Annotated in this window: 14 protein-coding genes; 6 read left to right on the forward strand and 8 right to left on the reverse strand. The window is 70.5% G+C overall.

What is annotated here, in order from left to right:
- The 5 genes from HMPREF0058_RS07150 to HMPREF0058_RS07175 form a co-directional block, all read left to right on the forward strand.
- The coding region (locus tag HMPREF0058_RS07150) for a CpaE/TadZ family protein (RefSeq protein WP_006549087.1) at positions 1–845 on the forward strand (845 nt) is incomplete at its 5' end.
- Positions 846–1,079: 234 nt separating this feature from the next.
- The gene (locus tag HMPREF0058_RS07155; protein WP_006549088.1) at positions 1,080–1,970 is read left to right on the forward strand and encodes a LamG domain-containing protein; all 891 of its coding nucleotides are present in this window, start codon (positions 1,080–1,082) and stop codon (positions 1,968–1,970) included.
- On the forward strand, positions 1,967–3,211 hold the full coding sequence (locus HMPREF0058_RS07160) for a metallophosphoesterase family protein (RefSeq protein ID WP_006549089.1): 1,245 nt from the start codon (positions 1,967–1,969) through the stop codon (positions 3,209–3,211). Before HMPREF0058_RS07155 ends, HMPREF0058_RS07160 begins: the two co-directional genes overlap by 4 nt.
- A complete protein-coding gene (locus HMPREF0058_RS07165) occupies positions 3,156–3,755 on the forward strand; it encodes a metallophosphoesterase family protein (protein ID WP_006549090.1) in 600 nt (199 codons plus the stop codon). Before HMPREF0058_RS07160 ends, HMPREF0058_RS07165 begins: the two co-directional genes overlap by 56 nt.
- 467 nt (positions 3,756–4,222) lie before the next feature.
- Positions 4,223–4,690: a DUF6912 family protein gene (locus tag HMPREF0058_RS07175; RefSeq protein WP_034236599.1), complete on the forward strand. Its 468-nt coding sequence runs from the start codon at positions 4,223–4,225 to the stop codon at positions 4,688–4,690.
- A 6-nt stretch (positions 4,691–4,696) separates the two neighbouring features.
- On the opposite strand, the gene HMPREF0058_RS07180 is transcribed toward HMPREF0058_RS07175, so the two are convergent.
- From HMPREF0058_RS07180 to HMPREF0058_RS07190, 3 genes are all read right to left on the reverse strand, one after another.
- Complete coding sequence (locus tag HMPREF0058_RS07180; protein ID WP_169305824.1) at positions 4,697–7,888, reverse strand: AAA family ATPase; 3,192 nt, start codon at positions 7,886–7,888, stop codon at positions 4,697–4,699.
- Between the two features lie 20 nt (positions 7,889–7,908).
- Positions 7,909–9,234, reverse strand: a complete 1,326-nt coding sequence (locus HMPREF0058_RS07185; RefSeq protein ID WP_006549093.1) for a metallophosphoesterase family protein — start codon at positions 9,232–9,234, stop codon at positions 7,909–7,911.
- A 71-nt stretch (positions 9,235–9,305) separates the two neighbouring features.
- The gene (locus tag HMPREF0058_RS07190; RefSeq protein ID WP_006549094.1) at positions 9,306–10,166 is read right to left on the reverse strand and encodes an undecaprenyl-diphosphate phosphatase; all 861 of its coding nucleotides are present in this window, start codon (positions 10,164–10,166) and stop codon (positions 9,306–9,308) included.
- Between the two features lie 171 nt (positions 10,167–10,337).
- On the opposite strand from HMPREF0058_RS07190, the gene HMPREF0058_RS07195 reads away from it, so the two are divergent.
- Positions 10,338–11,801 (forward strand): NAD-dependent epimerase/dehydratase family protein, encoded by a 1,464-nt coding sequence (locus HMPREF0058_RS07195; RefSeq protein ID WP_081449211.1) that lies wholly within the window; start codon positions 10,338–10,340, stop codon positions 11,799–11,801.
- A 20-nt stretch (positions 11,802–11,821) separates the two neighbouring features.
- Here the strand turns inward: HMPREF0058_RS07195 and hisN are convergent, their stop codons facing one another.
- The 5 genes from hisN to HMPREF0058_RS07220 all read right to left on the reverse strand — a co-directional run.
- On the reverse strand, positions 11,822–12,649 hold the full coding sequence (gene hisN / locus HMPREF0058_RS07200; protein ID WP_006549096.1) for a histidinol-phosphatase: 828 nt from the start codon (positions 12,647–12,649) through the stop codon (positions 11,822–11,824).
- Entirely contained in the window at positions 12,646–13,614 is a 969-nt protein-coding gene (locus HMPREF0058_RS12355) for a hypothetical protein (protein ID WP_006549097.1), read from the reverse strand. Before HMPREF0058_RS12355 ends, hisN begins: the two co-directional genes overlap by 4 nt.
- The gene (locus tag HMPREF0058_RS13370) at positions 13,611–15,332 is read right to left on the reverse strand and encodes an N-6 DNA methylase (RefSeq protein WP_006549098.1); all 1,722 of its coding nucleotides are present in this window, start codon (positions 15,330–15,332) and stop codon (positions 13,611–13,613) included. Before HMPREF0058_RS13370 ends, HMPREF0058_RS12355 begins: the two co-directional genes overlap by 4 nt.
- Before the next feature lie 213 nt (positions 15,333–15,545).
- On the reverse strand, positions 15,546–16,565 hold the full coding sequence (locus HMPREF0058_RS07215; RefSeq protein ID WP_048684907.1) for a zinc-binding dehydrogenase: 1,020 nt from the start codon (positions 16,563–16,565) through the stop codon (positions 15,546–15,548).
- A gap of 147 nt (positions 16,566–16,712) precedes the next feature.
- On the reverse strand, positions 16,713–17,638 hold a 926-nt coding region (locus HMPREF0058_RS07220), incomplete at its 5' end, for an ATP-binding cassette domain-containing protein (protein ID WP_006549100.1).

Genomic DNA, 17,638 nt, shown 5'->3' on the forward strand with positions numbered 1-17,638 from the left:
CACCGGGCCGGACCACCGTCGCGGCTGCCTTGGCACATGCCCTGGCACAGCGAGGCGGCTCCATCCTGGTCGACGCCGACGTCCAGGCCCCGAGCCTCAACCAGGTTCTCGGCCTGGGTGAGCAGCCTGCCTCCGTCGCCACGGCTGCCCGCCTGGCTTCACGTAGCACCTTGGACCAGGAGGCGCTCGCGGCCCTCCTCGTGCCCGTCGGCCCGGGAGAGCGCGTCCTTGGCGGGGTGGGGCGTGCGGGGAGATGGCGTGAGCTGCCGCCAGTGGCTATGGAGCACGTGTGGGAACTGAGTCGGCACCTGGCGGCCTGGACGGTGGTGGACGTGGCCGGCGGGGAGGTTGAGGAGGAGGTGGACTCCTACACCCTGGAACCGGGCCGAGGAGCGCTGGTGGCCTCCCTCCTGCGCCAGGCGGACGTCATCGTCGTCGTCGGGCAGGCTGACGCCGTCGGCATGCGCAGGCTGACCCAGCTGCTGACGGGCCTGCGGCAGATGGAGGCAGTCAGGGGACGGCTCCAGGTTGTGGTCAACCGGGTGCGTCCCGCCAGCGCCGGGCCAGACCCTGCCCGGGCCGTGCGTCGGGTTCTGGCGGACAGGGTTGGCTCGGAGGAGCTGGTCCTCCTGCCCGAGGGGCCGCAGGTGGACCGTGCGCTCAGGCACGGACGCAGCGTGCTGGAGGACGATGCGGACAGCCCGCTTGGTCTGGCACTGACCGGCCTGGTCAACCACCTGGCTCCCGCCGCCTGTGACCCTGCGCCGGCGTGCCCCGGGCGTGGGCCGTGCAGGAGCCGGGCGGTCCCCGCCTGGCTGACCTGGCGGACGCGGTCGCTGACCTAGGCAGGCATCTCCCAGGACGGCCGTGACCCAGCCCGCGCACAGCGGCTGGTTACCCCTCGTGCGCTGGAGGGTCGGCTAGGCCGCTCACCGTTGTGGTGGGGGACACGTCCTGCTCGCTACCTGCTTGCCGGGGCTGCGTATACATGACGAGGCGCCCGTCACATCGCCGTCCGGCGAGGTCCGACGGCGCGCCAGTGAGTCCCGAGTTTCCCTCCCGAGGAGAGCTGACACGTCATGCCCCGTACCACCCGGACCGTCCTGGTCCCCTCCCTCTCGCTCGCGGTGGCGCTGACGCTGGGCGCCCTGCCTGCCGCCAGCGCCACGCCGTCGACCGCCCTGCCCGTCTCCCACTCAGCCCTCTCCGCCGCCCGCCCCTCGCTGCCCGAGCCGCAGGTTGAGGCGCCGGTTCCCGACGTCCTGGACGTCGACGAGGGAACCCAGGACCGTGCCAGTGGCCGCACCGTCACGGTCTACGGCCCGCAAGCCCCTGTGTCCACCGACGAGGCACTGGGACGGCCGGTGATGGGCTTCGACGGCTCCAACGCCATCGGCTACGACTACCTAGACGGCTACGAGGCCACGGCCCAGCAGGTGACGATCGAGTGCACCTTCCGCTTTGACGCGCCGCTGCCGGGCGGATCCGAGGAGACGACCGGCAACTTCTGCGCTGCGAAGGAGGCGGGTGGTTACTCCCTGACCATCTACGGCTCGACGCTGAAGATGATGGTCAACGTCACCAACGAGGAGAAGAAGACCCGGTACTTCGGGCCGGGCGTCGATATCCGTGCCGGCCAGTGGTACCACGCAGTAGGCGTGTGGGACGGCAACGACCTCATCCTCTACCTCAACGGTCGCAAGGTCGCACAGACCTCGACCTGGGCGGGCACGATCACCGCCCCCAAGCCTGCCACGCGGAAGCTCTTCATCGGGGCAGACACCTCCTCCACCGGCGACCCACAGTTCAATGGCACGGTGAGCCTGGCGCACGCCGGTGTCTTCAGCCGCGCCGTCAGCGCCCCGGAGGTCGAGGCACTTTACGCCCAGGCCTTCGCCTCGCGTACCACGGACCAGGTGAGCTTCACGGCCTCCAGCCCTGCCACCGGAGCCCACCTGGAGGCCCCGTGACCTTCGAGGGCACGGTTGACCACCCTCAGCTGCTGGCCGGCGAGCTCAACTACGCCCTGGACGGCAGCCCGATCCAGCTGGGACAAACGATCGGCCAGGGACTGGCTGGAGGTGAGCACACCATCACCTACACCGGTACCGACGCCCTGGGCGAGGCGATCGAGGGTGCCGTCACCTTCGCCTCCTCCTCCATCCCTACAGCCGACGGCGTCACGCAGCAGTCCGGGCAGGGGACGGCACTTCTGACCGCCAGGGCCACCAACCCCAGCGGTGCGGGGCTCCAGACCACCTTCATTGCGGGCGACGTCGCCACCGCCGGTTCCCTGCGCCAGGGTTGGATCCACGTGGCCGACTTCGATGGGCAGAGCGTGGCCGCCGATATCCAGGTCCAGGACGCTGCTGCCCTGGAGGACCCGTTGAGCCCCGACGACGAACGCACGGCACAGGCACCGGCCACCAGTGAGCTTCCGGTGCTGGTCGGCGAGATTGACTACGCCCGCCCCGGCCAGCGAGTGGTGTGGCGAGGGCAGGCCGAGCGCAGCCAGTGGGACGAGGCCTACCGTGACTCCTACCAGTGGCTGGCGGACAACGCCGCCACGCGCAAGATCGCCTTCGTGGCCCACACCGGTGACATCATCGAGAACTGGAACGGCGGGGCGAGTGATGAGGCGCGGGCGCGCAAGCAGCTCGAGTTCGCCTCCCAGACCCAGAAACTGCTGGAGGACACCGGCGTTCCCCACGCCATCCTTCCTGGTAACGATGACAACCTCGCAGGCGGCGACGTCGGAGAGACCAGCGTCTACAACGACTACTTCGGTCCTGAGCGCTACCATGCCCTGGCGGCCTCTGAGTCCTGGAAGGCCGCGGGCGCGCAGTACCACCCGTGGAAGGAGGGGGACAACCAGAACAGCTACAACCTGTTCTCCGCTGGCGGTCAGGACTTCGTCACCGTCAACCTGGGCTACGACGTGACGCCGGAGGAGGCGCAGTGGGCCTCCAGCGTCCTCAAGCAGTACTCCACCCGCAACGCGATCATCCACCCACGCCTACCACGCGTACTCCTCCAGCCCGGATGGGCGCGGTACCAAGCTGTCTCACGACGGCGAGATCATCAACGACCTGGTGATCGCCGACAACCCCAATGTGGCCTTGGTCCTGTCCGGTCACGAGCGCGGGGTGAGCATCATGGTGCGCAAGGACGTGGGCAGCGCGGGGCACAACGTCGCCGAGCTGCTCGCTGACTACCAGTTCTACGAGATCGGTTCCGACGACCTGGGGCTGACGAGGATCGGTGGCTACGGGAAGAACACCGGCCTGCGGTTCGGTTCCTCCTTCTTCCGCCTTCTTCAGTTCGACCTCAAGGCCGGGCAGATGAGCGTGGACACCTACTCCGCCTACCTCGACAACTTCGGGGCCAGCGAGTACGACACGAAGAAGCGCTACAACGGCACCGAGGACGACCTGCGGCTGCCGATCGCCTTCCACGGACGGACCACGAGCCTGACCACGGACACCCTGCTGGGACTGACCCCGAGCGACCGGCTGATTGGGACCGTGCGCCACGAGTCCGGCCAGCCGGCGAGCGTGGAGTGGGCTGACGGAGGGAACGCCTTACGGCTGGTTCGCCGTGAGCAGGGACCTGGGGTAGGGCGCCAGCGCCCGGGCCGCTCAGGAGCAGGCGCTCCTCGCTCAGGAAGGCGGCATCATCCAGTACTCGGTCTTCGCTGGCACCGGAGGCCGGCAGGACGACGAGCCGGAGCAGCCCGCCCCTGGAGGCGAGGGTGAGAAGCCGCAGGATCCGGGCAGCGGCTCGGGCACCGGGAACGGGACAACAGACGCAGGTTCAGGCTCCACCGGTGGTTCAGCCGGTGCAGGTGGCGGCTCCGGTTCCGGGGCAGTGGACTCCGGTGCCGTGGAGGCATCGGGCAGCGGTGACTCCTCTCAAGGCTGTGCCGAGGGTGCCGGCTCGCCGAAGGGCGAGGCCCACAGCTCCAAGGGCTCAGCCCAGGCCAGGGGAGGGGCGGCCGCGGGCCGGACGGGTCTGGCGCGCACCGGCGCGAGTACCCTCCTGGGCGTCAGTGCCCTCGCCCTCGTCCTGGGCGGGATCGTGCTGCGACGTCGCCGGGCCTGAGCTGGGGGCGTGACCGTGGGGCTCTGGTTGGCGTCAGGCAACGCCAGCCAGAGCCTCACGGCGTGACACAGGGACTGCGCCGTAACCGCCGTCCCGCCTCATAGCAGGGCACACTGGTGCCATGCGCATCTACCTGCCGGCCACAGCCGCCGACCTGTCCGCTGCAGAGATCAGCCCCCGCACGGCCCATGCGGCAACGCAGGCCCTGGTCGCCGCCCTGCCGGAGGAGGACGAGGAGGGCCTGGAGGTCTCGGCGAGCCTGTGCGCCGCGGACTCCTCCCTGGTACGTCTGGCGGAGCCGGAGGCTAGCGGGCTTGCGGACCGCCGTGTGGTGGTGGCGGCTGACGTTGACCCCGCTGACCTGCGTGAGCTGGCGGTCGAGGGGGACACCCTGCCCGGGACGGTGGAGGTGACGGTCCCGGTCAGCTGGGACGACGTCGCCGCCCTCCTCGTTGACGACGTTGAGGCTGAGTCTGACGTCCGGCTGGCTCGCACCGGGGACGAGGAGGCCTTTGAGCGTGCCGCGGATGCTGACCTACTGTGGTTCGACGTCTCCGAGCGAGGGCACCTGGCGTCCCAGCTCGGTTGAGGTGGCCTAGGAGGCCACGACTGTCAGTCGTGAGCCCTCAGGCGTTGCGGTGACCCTGACCTGGTCGGGGATCTGACGGCGCAGCTCCTCGACGTGGCTGACGATGCCGACCGTGCGCCCGCCCTGCTGGAGCTGGCCGAGCTCGTTGAGGACGTCCTGGAGGGTCTGGGGGTCCAAGGAGCCGAAGCCCTCGTCCACGAAGAGGGTTTCCATGAGGATCCCGCCGGACTCGGTGGCCACGACGTCCGCCAGGGCTAGGGCCAGGGCGAGGGAGACGTAGAAGGTCTCGCCTCCGGACAGGGTGCGTGGGTCACGAGTCCGTTCCCCGCCAAGGCGGTCCAGGACGCCCATGCCCAGGCCCCGCCGGCGGGCGCTGTTCTTTTCCTCGTCCACCTGGATGAGCTCGTAGCGTCCGCCGGACATGGTCTCTAAGCGGTGGTTGGCGAAGGTGAGCACGTCCTTGAATCGTTCGGTCAGGACCCACGTGGCCAGCGGCGTAGCCTCGGGGTTCTCACCCGCCGCCAGCGCCGCCACGTGGAGGAGGGCGGCGTTGTCCCCGACCACGGTGGTCAGATCGGCTGCGGCCTGGCGCAGGCGGCGCGCACGCGTACGCACAGACTCAGCCTGTGCCTGGACGCTGGCGTGCTGTGAGACCGCGGACTGCCAGGCCTGTTCGGCCTCGGCCAGGACCGTCCGGGCCTGCTCGAGCCCGGGCTCCTCCTGGCCCGTGAGCATGCTGATCTCCGGACGGGCCAGGCCTGCGCGCACGCGCGCCGCCTCGGCGTCGCGCTCGCGCACGAGGCTGGACAGATGCTTCACCTCAGCCTCTGAGCGCCGTGCCGCCTCCAGACCAGTACGAGAGCTGAAGCCGGCCTTGGTCATCTCGCCTGCGAGGTCCTGCTGGGAGCTGCGTGAGGTCTGCACGAGTGCGCCGATCGTGCGCCAGTGGGCCGTCAAGGCCTCAGCCACCTGCGCGAGGCGCCCGAGCTCGGCGCGCCGCGACGCCACGGTGGTGTAGGTACCTCGTGCCGTCGCGATCTGCTCCAGGTCACGGTCTAGTGCTTGCTGCTCGGAGGCGAGCGTGGCGGCTGTGGCTGCGGCTGCCTCCTTGTGCTCGCTCAGCTGCTGGCGGAGCTCGGACTCTCGTGCTGTCAGTGAGTCCAGCTCCTCCTGCAGGCGCGTGCGTGGTTCGGCCTCCTCCTGGGCTCCGGTCAGGGCCGTGCGCGCAGCGGTGAGCTGCGCTGCTGCCTGCTCGGGCGAGCGGCCCTCGGCTGCGGCGGAAAGCTGGGTGAGCCGGGCCTGGAGAGCTGTGACCTCGGCGCGGGCAGCCTCCAGGTTCTGGCGGGCGCGAGCCGAGGACTGGTCGGCGGCGTCCAGGTCCGCGCGTGAGACGGGCTCGGCGACGGCGGAGGCAGGGTGTGGATGCTCGGACGAGCCGCATACGGGACACGGCTGGCCTGGTGAGAGTTCTCCGACCAGGGATGCCGAGGTGGCGTTGATCCAGGCGCTGCGCAGGGCGTGGGCCTGCTTCTCAACTGCGTCAGCCTCCTTGCGGGCCTGTTCGGCGCACTCCCGGGCCTGAGCGAGCGCGGTGGAGACGGGCTGAGCCTGCTCGGCAGCCTCGGCCCGGCGCCCGGCGGCCTCGTAGGCGGAGCGAAGGTCGGGCAGGCGCTCCTGGGCCTGGTGCGCCGTGGCCAGGAGCGCACGTAGCTGTTCGCCGCGCTGCGGAAGCGAGGCCAGCGCCTGACGGGTCTGTTCGGTCTGCTCGGACTGACGCTCCTGCTCCTGGCGCAGGGCGTCCAGGTGCTCGCGGCGACCAGAGACCTGGGACTCCGTGGCCTCGGCCTCCGCCAGGGCGGCGGCCTGGTCGCGTTGCTCGCGCGCCTGCGCCTCCAGGTGCGCGAGCAGACGGTCGGAGGCTGGTAGCTGGAGAGCGGTGCCCGGCTGCGGGGCGTGCGCCACCTGGTCCCAGTCGCGCACCGTGCCCAGGGCCTGCTCGCACTCACTGAGCGCCTGGGCGAGGAGCACGGTCGTGGCCTCGTCCTGCGGCTGCTGGCCAGGCTCCTGCGTCAGGACCTGGCTGGCAGCCTCAGCATCCTTGCGGGCTCGCTCGACCATGACTGCCACCGAGGCCGCCCGCTGGGCCAGCTCCAGGGTGCGGGCAGTCAGGGCGGCGTCCTGAGCGCCAGCCTCCAGCTCATCGTGAGCCTGGAGGAGAGCGCGACGCTGTGCCAGCAGTTCGGTCAGCGCCTGGGCCTTATCCAGCGCCCCACGTGCCGTCTCACGCCTGCGCTGTGCGCAGGCGACTTCGTCCTGGGCCTCGCGCAGCCGCGCCGCCGTCTGCCCGGTCACCGACGAGGTGATCTCGATGATCACCTCCTGGCCGGGCGTGGCAGCCTCGACGGCGCGACGCAGCCGCTCGGCGGCGGTGGGGTGGAGCGCCTCCGCCTCCTCTGGTGCGCTCGGGGACGGCGATGCCTCGCTTGCCCCCGCCTGCTGGGACGCCGTGCGCTCCGGACTGTGCTGGTCGGCCTCCTCGGGCGAGATAACCTCGGCGAAGGCCTCAGCAGCGGCGAGCAGACGCTGATGCGACTGCTCGACCTGCCCTCGCGCCGCCAGGGAGCGGCGACGCAGCTCCTCCTGAAGCTCGTCATAGACCCGTGTGCCAAAGACGTCACGCAGGAGCTTGTGACGCTCGTCAGACGAGGCACGTAGGAAGGTCGCGAACTTGCCCTGAGGCAGCACGATGGTCTGGGTGAATTGCTCACGGCTCAGCCCGATGGCGCGTAGCAGCTCCGCTCCGGCCTCATCCGGGCGCAGAGCAGCGTCCTGGCTCGGCCGGCCGGCAGGGTCAGTAAGCCGCCAGACCTTGAGCGAGGCCTTTTGCGTGGTGGTTCCGCTGCCGCGCAGCTTGAGCCTCTCGTAGGCCGGGGTGCGGCGCACACGGTAGGTGCCGGCGGAGGTGGAGAAGACCAGCTCGACGACGGTCTCGGTGCCGGGACCGGCCAGACGGGAGCGGATACGGTCCTTGGAGGAGTCCTTGTCCCCGGCCACGTCCCCGTACAGGGCGAAGACGATGGCGTCGATGATCGTCGTCTTGCCGGCGCCCGTAGGCCCTGTGAGCAGGAACCGCCCGGAGGCGGCGAAGCGGTCAAAATCGATGACCTCGGTGCCGGGATAAGGTCCAACGGCAGTCATCGTCAGGCGGTGCAGGCGCATCAGGCGCTCCTCCTCGCTGCGAGAACGGCCTCATAGGCCTGGGTGAGGACCAGCTGCTCAGCGGCAGTCGGTTCGCTCTGCGCCGCGGCGTGAAGAAACTCATGAGCCACCTCCAGGGGATCAGCGGCCCTGGTCACGCTCGCTGCCTGGCGGGGAGCCTGGCCATCATCCTGCCGGGCGATGGCCAGCACCTCACCGAAACGCTGGCGCAGGCGCGCGGGAGCGCCCAGCGGCAGGGGACCGCGCACGATGGCACGTACCCAGGCTCCTACGGCGTAGTCGAAGGCGGGGCCTTCCAGCTCCTCCATGGTGCCGGTGACCGTCTCGATGCGGTGCGCCACTGGCGTGGGGATCCGCTCGAGCCTCGTCACGCCCTCGGCCGTCAGGTCCACCAGGACCGAGGACTTGGGCCACGGGGCCTCGGAGAAGGAGAACGGCAGAGGACTGCCGGAGTAGACCAGGCGGGGACGCGCCGATGCGCCCGATCCCGCGCTCGGGCGCTGCGGAAGGTGGATCTCCTGGGGACGGTGGAGGTGCCCGAGTGCCACGTAGTCCAGCCCGCCGCTGGAGTCGGCGACCGCAGACCCGCCCAGGGTCTCAAAGACCTCGGAGGGCACGCTGTCCACCCCGCCGACGCGGATGTCCCGCTCGGAGTCCTCACAGGCCTGCCCACCGACGACGAAGGCGTGGGCCATGACCACCACCGGCACGCGCGTCCTGCTGGCGGCACGCCGTCGGGCCAGGTCCTGGCCCACCAGGCGCAGCGCCCCACTGACCACGGCCTCGTGGCTGCGAGCCAGGCGCGCAGGTTGTGGCGGTCCAGCTGGCTCCCCGGCTGCGGGTTCCTCAGAGTCCTCTGGGTCTGCCCAGACCTCTCCTGTCCGCTCGCTCAGGAGTGCTGGCAGGACCCCGCGGGTCGCGTCCGGATCGAGGTAGGGCAGGGCGTAGACCAGCAGGCCGTCTCCGCCGTCCGGATCGGGCACGATGACCGGCTGATCTACCTCAGCCACCTGCGCGCGCACGGCCAGGGACGGGCGGAAGAGCGCCGAGCCGAAGCCCAGGCGCTGGGCGGAGTCGTGGTTGCCCGGCGCGAGCACCACCTGCGTGCGGTCCGTGAGGCGGTTGAGGGTGTCATTGAGCAGCCGAACGGAGTCCGTGGGCGGGATGGCGCGGTCATACACGTCCCCGGCGATGACGACGGCGTCGACTGACTCCGCCTCAACGAGCTCGACGAGGTGGTCCGCGAAGGTGGCGTGGGCATCATCGAGGACTCGGCCGTGGAAGGTACGTCCGAGGTGCCAGTCTGAGGTGTGCAGGATCCGCATGGACGCACCCTCTCACAGGGGTGCGACACGTATCCGTGCACGAGACCGCCGGGGCCGCTCTACGGACAGGCTCAGGCAGCGACCGTCCCCGTGGCCACCAGGACGATGATGACCAGGCCCAGCGCCACGCGGTAGACCAAGAAGCTGGTGAACTTGTTGGCGGAGACGAAGCGCAGCAGCCAGGCGATCGTCGCATAGGCCACGACGCCACTGGTGACAGTAGCCAACAGGGTGGGCGTCCATCCGACCTCGGCGGAGATTTCCGAGGCCGCGGTGACAGCCTCCAGGGCGCCTGCAGCCACGAGGGCCGGGATGCCCATGTAGAAGGACAACCGAGTCGCCGTGACCCGGTCAAAGCGTAGGAACAACCCGGCCGAGATCGTGGCCCCGGAGCGCGAGATGCCCGGGAAGATCGGCGCGAGCGCCTGGAAGAGGCCGATGATGAGCGCGTCCTTGACCCCGACCTGCTCCATGCCCTTGCCCGTGGTGGCGTGTGCGGCACCGGGGGCGCTAGAGCGACGGTCCGCCAGCCACATCACCGCGCTCCACACGATCAGTGCCGCGGCGATGACCCACAGGGAGCGGGAGGTGACCTCAATGAAGTCCTTGAACGCCAGGCCGATCACGGCCACCGGCACCGAGCCCAGGATGATGCCCCATCCCAGGACGTAGTCCGGGTTGCTGCGGCGCTCAGCGTGGGCCAGGCCCGCGATCCACGCACCCACGATCCTCACGATGTCGCGCCAGAAGTAGACCACTGCCGCCAGGATCGCCCCGACCTGGATAACCGCGGTGAAGGCGGTCATGCCCACGGTGTTGATGTCATAGCCGAGCAGCTTCTCCGCGATGTTGAGGTGCCCGGTCGAGGAGACCGGAAGAAACTCCGTGATGCCCTCGACGATGCCGAGGATGACGGCGTGCAGCCAGTTCATGACGCTCCCAGCGTGAGGTGGTAGGGCTGGCACGAGGCTACCGGCCTGGCGTGGTGGCGTACCTCAGGAAGGTCGTGGTGCCCGCCTCACCTCGCTCCCGTCGGCATACCCTGGAAGGGGGTGCGGGCGAGGCCCAGCAACCTGAAGGGCCCCTCCCGGGAGCGAGTCGTGGTGAGTCAAACCAGTCTTGAGGGCCCTGCATGGGGCGAGGGACGCCGTCGGATCTTGCTGACGGGCGCTACCGGCGCCTGGGGGCGAGTGACGCTGACGGCGTTGAGGCAGCATGCTGACCACCTTGCCATCACCGCACTCGTTCTGCCCACGCGCGATCAGGACGCCGCCGCGGAGGAGATCGGCGAGCCTGGCGCCGTCAGGGTGGTGCGCGGTGACCTCACGGACGCACCCCTCATGGCCCGTCTGGTGACTGAGGCTGACCTCGTCGTGCACCTGGGCGGCATGGTCTCGCCGGCGGCGGACCAGGACCCGGTGCGCACGCGGCGAGTCAACGTGGGGACGATGCGCAATATCGTGGCCGGGGTCAAGGCGCTGCCCGACCCGAGCAGGGTGACCGTGGTCGGGGTCGGCTCGGTGGCACAGACCGGCCCGCGTCCCCAGCCGGTGCACTGGGGGCGCGTGGGCGACCCGCTGCGCGCCTCGGACATGGACCTGTACACCCAGTCCAAGATCGCCGCCGAGCGGATCCTGGTGGACTCTGGCCTGCCTCGCTGGACGTGGCTGAGACAGACCGGGATGCTGTCTCCCGCGGTCCTGCGCCAGCGTGATCCCATCGCCCTCCACGTTCCTCTCGACGGGGTCATCGAGTGGGTCTCGGACCTCGACTCAGCGCGGTTGCTGACCAGGATCGCCCTGGGGGAGTGCGACGAGAGCCTGTTCGCACGCGTGCACAACGTCGGTGGTGGCCGGGCCTGGCGGCTGACGAACTGGGAGATCCTGACTCGTCTGGCTCGCGCGATGGGGGCACGGGGGATCAGCCAGTGGTATGAGCGGAACTGGTTCGCTACCGGCAGCTTCCACGGGCACTGGTTCACGGACTCTGACGCCCTGGAGCAGATCGTCCCCTTCCGCAGCGAGGACCCGACGACGGCGATCGCGCGGTGCGTGGCTGCCTCGCCGTGGGTCGTGCGCAGGGCCGGCTTGTGGCCGGGCTGGTTGGTCCGCGCCCTTGTCACGGGCCCGATGGCGCGGGCGCCGCGTGGCACGCTGCGGGCCCTGCACGACGGCGACGAGCGGGCCGTGCGGGCGTTCTTCGGCTCACGGCAGGCGTGGGAGGAGATCGGGGACTGGTCAGGTTTCGTGGTACCCGCGCCCTCGCGCCGGCCCAGCTACCTCGACCACGGATACGACGAGTCCGTGGGGATGCGTCAGTGGGACGCTTCGCTCTACCGGCAGGCGGCGGCCTTCCACGGAGGAGAGCTGCTGAGCGCGGACGTGGTGGCCGGGCAGGCCAGGCGGCTGCTGACCTGGCGCTGCTGCCAGGGGCATGAGTTCACGGCGAGTCCTGTGCTGGTGCTGCATGCAGGCCACTGGTGCCCGCGCTGCACTGCGGACACGCAGGGGTACGAGCGCCAAGCCGAGGAGAACGCCTTCCTGGCCCAGGTGGTCGTGCCGCGTTGACCGGTTGATGCCGTGCAGCGTCAGACGGGGTCGGTGGCCTGAGACAGGCAGGCCAGGGCCTCAGTGTGCACAAGTCCGTTGGAGGCCACGGCGTTGCCGCCCCATGGGCCGTCCTGACCGTCCAGGGAGGTGAAGCGACCCCCTGCCTCGGTGACGATGGGGACCAGGGCCGCCATGTCATACAGCTCCAGCTCCGGCTCTGCCGCCAGATCGACGGCGCCCTCGGCCACCAGCATGTAGGACCAGAAGTCGCCGTAGGCGCGCGTGCGCCAGCAGGACTGCATGAGACCGAGCATCCCGCGCAGCCTGCCTTGCGCGGCCCAGCCGGACAGCGAGGAGTAGGACAGTGAGGCGTCGGCCATCTCCGAGACCGCTGACACGTGTAGACGCCGGGCTGAGGACAACGAGCGGCCGCTCCAGGCTCCGCCGTCCTTGACCGCCCACCAGCGCCTGCCCAGTGCCGGGGCTGAGACCAGTCCGAGGACCACCTCGCCGTCCTCAACCAGGCTCAGCAGCGTGGCCCACACCGGCACACCACGGACGAAGTTCTTCGTGCCGTCAATCGGGTCAATGACCCACTGCCGTGGAGAGTGCCCGGTGGTGCCGAACTCCTCCCCGTAGACGGAGTCACGAGTGCGAGCCCGGGCCAGGTAGTCGCGGATGCGCTGCTCGGCCTCGCGGTCCGCCTCGGTGACCGGGGTGAGATCCGGCTTGGTCTCAACCTCGAAGTCCTGGCGCTCGAAATGCGCCTGGGTGAGGGGGTCCACCTGGTCAGCGATGGTGTGGGCCAGGTAGAGGTCGTCGCGCCAGCGGCGCGAGGTGAGGGAGGGGGAGACGGACGGGCTCATGATCCGAGGGTAGCTGTGCCGTGGCGTCGTAGCTCCCGCACCCGGCCGTGGCGGGTGGACGGGGCTGCCTGGAGGATGGTGTCGATCATGGCCTCCATGAAGGGACCCGGGCCCAGCTCTGAGGGGAAGACCTCCGGGCGCAGGCGGACCTCGCCGCCGGGAAGCGGCTCGTAGCAGATGAGGGTGGTGGTCGTGTAGCCGTTGCCGTCCCCGCGGTCACGCAGCTTGAGCATCATGTCCACGGCCTTGTCCACCTGGGTGGGCTCAGCCAGGATCGCCGCGCTGACTACGAAGGCGAAGCCCACCGCCGCCAGAGGGTAGCGCGCCCGCAGGTTGCCGGCATCGCCGTAGGCCTCCTCGAAACGGTTGGCGAGGTTGTTGCCAAAGGAACCGCTCTGGGACTTGGTGGACAGAAGGAGCTCGGGGCCGGTCTGCCAGGAGGACATGACGACGTCGACCTGCTTGGTGTAAGCACGGCCGAGGATCCGAGCGTCCTGGGGAGCGACGCTGCGCATGCGGCCCAGGCGTCGCTCTAGCTCGCGGCGCAGCGGTGCGGGCAGCCCCTCCAGCAACGCAGTGAGGTCGGTGGGAAGCACACGCGGGTCCTGGGCGCGGGGCCAGACCGCGTCCGGGTCAAAGCCGGCGCGGCGGAACTCGTGCGCGAACCACGCGTCCAGCCCTTTGCCGAGCAATCCGCTCTGGGTCGTGGCCTGGGCGCGGACAGGGACGGACAGGATCCGGGCCAGCAGGTCCAGGTCAGGCAGGTAGCGTGCCCGGGGCCGTGCGTCCTGCATGGCCGGGCCCGCCAACGGCGTGGAGGACGCCTGATGATCAGGGACGGCCGCTGCCTGGCCACTGAGCTGCCACGGGGACTGCGCGCGTGCCTGGGCCACAAGCGCGTCATACTGAGCGATGCCACGTGGCGGGACCGTGATGCCTGCGGCGGTGCTGGGTGCTTGAGTCACTGGGGTCCCTTCGCTCGTGAACGACGGCGGGTGGCGAGCTGGTGGTGGGCGGAGCGCAGCTCCTCCAGGCCCTGGGCGCCGACGACGTCCGCCAGGCTCAGGATGGCGTCCACCTGCTCGCGTACCTGGCCGTGCTGTGCCTGCGCCAGGAGGCGACGCGCCTGGGGCAGGAAGGCCGCCAGCTCCTCGCGATGGCGACGCACCAACGCCAGGGCGGGCACGGCCAACCGGGCGGCCTCTCGCGGCTCCAGCTTGAGCAGGCCTCCTCCGTAGGAACGGCCCACCAGCTCCGCGCTCAGGGCCGTCACGGAGCTGGAGGCGGCGAGGGCCAGCACCGGCGCCCCGATGCCCTTGGCCTCCTCAGTGAGGTACAGGCCGTGGACGGAGTTGAGGTGGTGGACCCTGGCCTCATTGGCGCACAGCGCCACGGCCTCATTGTTCATGTAGGTGACGAACAGGTCCGCCACCTCAGGCAGCGGGACCCTCCACCACGGTGAGCGCACGCGGCACTTGTAGGCTTGGTGGACGCCGGTGGCCTCGCCCGCGACGATGTAGCGCCGTCCCGCCGCTGAGGGCCTGCCTGCGGGAGAGAACAGGAGCGTGCGCGCGCCTGAGCGTCCCAGCGCGGCCAGGGCGTGATCATCGAGAACGAGGGAGCGCAGGTGGGTTGATCCCGGAGGGCTCAGCGGCAGAAGGTCCTGCTTGCGCAGCCCCTCCTGCTTGGCACGCTGCGGGCTGAGAGCAAAGAAGTGGTTGGCGCCGCTGACCCCGCCCAGCGCGATCCTGCCCCAGGTGGACAGCTCGCCAAAGAGCGGGGTGGCATCTGGGCCCTCAGGCGTCATCACCGGCACCTGGCGCGCCTGGGCCGGTTGCGCGGCAGGCAGCGTGCTGGCCTGACCGCCGGTGAGCAGGGCGTAGGCCGGTGAGGAGGCCAGGGCCGGGGTCCAGCGGTCTCCGCGGCGCTGAGGGCGCCAGGTGCTGGGCTCGCTGCTGCGCTCCAGGGCCGCCAGGTTCGCCAGCTGGACCAGCTCAAAGTGATCGACCCCGGGGCCGTGGTGGGAGAAGCCCTCAGCCAGGAGGAGGACCACCTCCTCCTGGACGTCGGGGAAGACGCGCTGCGTGAACAGCACCAGGCGCACCGCCGTGAAGGAGCGCAGCAGGTACTCGCGGACCTCGGCGGCATAGTTGACGCTGAGCAGCTCGGCCGGAAGCACGAGTCCCAGCCGGCCACCCTCGGCCAGGAAGCTGGTGGCGTGCACGGTGAAGGCGGCCCAGGACGAGGCCAGGTTGGTCAGGCGGACTCCTTGGGCGAGCGCCGCCCGCTGCGCCTTGAGACGGCTAGGTCCGCGAAAGTCCTGGTAGCGGATATAAGGCGGGTTACCGATGACCGCCTGGACCGGCGCGGGGGCGAGGAAGTCAAAGAAGTCCCCGACGCTCAGACGTGCCTGGGTGCCATCGGCCTCCAGGAGCCGCCGTGCGCGGTCAACCGAGGCCGCGTCCAGGTCCACCCCGACCAGCTGGGACTCCTGGCCGCCGCCTCCCAGCTCGCTCAGGCGTGCGGCTGCGGTGCGCAGGAAGACAGCCTCCCCGCACGAGGGCTCCAGCACGCGATCGCTGCCCTCGCGCAGCGCCCACCGTGCGATGAAGGAGGCGATCGGCTCGGGCGTGAAGAAGGCACCGCGTTCCTTGCGCACTGCGCGGGGGTCGACGTAACTCATGGCCCGATCCTCCCGCCTGCCACCGACACGAATTCCTGCGCCACCTGTGTCCTGGCGCCCGGCTCATCGTAGAGGACGCTGCCGTAGCATCGCCCGCCGCCAGTCAGCCAGGCATGCAGGTGGCCAGGGCGCGCAGGTGGGCCGACGCCGCCGCTTGCGCTGCGCCGTCGGCCCACCCGTTGGGGGGATAACCGCTAGGTGTACCGGGAGGGGTCACACCTCAAGCATCACCTTGATCTCGCGGCGCTCGTCCATGGCCTTGTAGCCCTCGGCCGCCTGCTCCAGCGGAATGCGGGAGGTGAAGACCTTGCCGGGGTGGATCTGGCCAGCCTGGATCCGCTGGATGAGATCAGGCAGGAAGCGGCGCACCGGAGCCGGCCCGCCCAGCAGGTGGACCTGACGGAAGAACAGGTCCTGTCCGTCGATCTTCTGGTCGTGGGAGACGCCCACGAAGCCGACGTAACCGCCTGGGCGGCAGGAGGCCAGGGCCTGGTCCATGGACTCCTGGGTTCCCACGGCCTCGCACACGCCGTGCGCGCCCAGGCCGCCGGTCAGCTCCTTGACCTTGGCCGCGCCCTCCTCGCCTCGCTCGGCGATGACGACGTCGGCCCCGAACTCGCGAGCGAGCTGGGCGCGGTCCTCGTGACGGGAGAAGGCAATGACCTTCTCCGCGCCCAGGGTCTTGGCAGCCAGGACCGCGGACAGCCCCACGGCGCCGTCGCCTACGACCGCGATGGTCTTGCCCGGGCCAGCCTGCGCGGCGACGGCGGAGAACCAGCCGGTGCCCAGCACGTCGGAGGCGGCCAGGTAGTCGGCCAGGCGCTCGGGGTCCTGCGGCGCCCCACCGGGCACGACGACGAGCGTGCCGTCCGCCTGCTCGATACGCATGTACTCGGCCTGGCTGCCGGTGTAGGAACCGGCGTTGGCGCAGTGCGAGGGGAAGCCTGCCTGGCAGATCTCACAGGTGGAGTCAGAGACCATGAAGGAGCCGATGACGAAGTCGCCGACCTTGAGGGTGGAGACCTCCTCACCGACCTCGACGACGGTGCCCACGTACTCATGCCCCATGCGCTGGTTCTCCACCGGCTGCAGACCACGGAAGGGCCACAGGTCCGAGCCACAGATGCAGGCGGCAGCCAGCTTGATGACGGCGTCGCCGGGCGCTGCGACGTGGGGGACCGGGACCTCCTCGACGACGATGTCGCCGGGGGCGCGCATGATGACGGCCTTCATGGTGTCGGGAATGGTGGGTGCAGACTGCGCAGTCACCGTGTTCTCCTCAGATTGGGGCGTGTTCTGACTCGCCTCCAGGCTATGGCGGGCTTATCGCGCGAACCAGGTACTGCGGGGGCCACCATTGCCGCGCGCTGGCGCAGGCGCCTACGGGGAGGGGACAGGCGCGGGGAGGATTCGGACCTGGACGGCCTTGACCACGGCGCTCAGGCAGGCACCGACCTCGATGCCAAGATCGGCCACGGCCCCCGCGGTCACGACGGCGGACAGATGCTGGTCCGTGCCTTGCGGGCCGGCCACGGCCAGGCGCACGGTGACCATCGCCCCCGCCTTCTCCAGCCCAGTGACCCGCACCGGCAGGTGGTTGCGTGGTGACCCACCCGGATCGTTCTGGCTGAGCGGGTAGAGGCCGACGGCGTCGGGCGGGACGAGCGCGACGCCCTCGCCTCCGGCCGCGCCCTCCCAGTCCCCCTGCGGGCGGCCGACCAGGCGCAACCCGGCTCCGAGCACGAGGGCCGGGGCGTCGGCGTCGCCGTCAAGAGTGCCGGCGAGTACCGCGGTGCCGGTCAGCTGGGCGGCAAAGTCGGACGCGGGGGCTGCCAGCACGCGTGCCACCGGCCCCTGCTGGGCGACGTGCCCCTCCTCCAGGACGACGACGTCGCTGGCCAGCGAGGTCAGGTCCACGACGTCATGGGTCACCAGGAGCAGGGTCAGCCCTTCCTCAGCCACACGTTGGCTCACCAGGGCGCGCATCTGGGCGCGAGCGTCCACGTCCAGGGCGGCCATGGGCTCGTCGAGGACCAGGACGGCGGGCCGTGTGGCCAGCGCCCGGGCCAGAGCCACTCGCGCCGCCTGGCCTCCCGACAGCTCGCTGCCCCCGCGGCCAGCCAGGTGTGCGGCGCCCACGGCCTCCAGCTCAGCCATGGCCAGGGCGCGGGCTCGGGCACGAGGCATGCCCTGGCAGCGTGGCCCGAAGGCCACGTTCTCCAGTACGGACATGTGGCCAAAGACGCCGGGCGCCTGGGCCAGCAGCGCGACGTCGCGGCGCCCGGCCGGGACAAAGACCCCCGGTG

Source organism: Actinomyces urogenitalis DSM 15434 (genome assembly GCF_000159035.1).
Lineage (GTDB): Bacteria > Actinomycetota > Actinomycetes > Actinomycetales > Actinomycetaceae > Actinomyces > Actinomyces urogenitalis.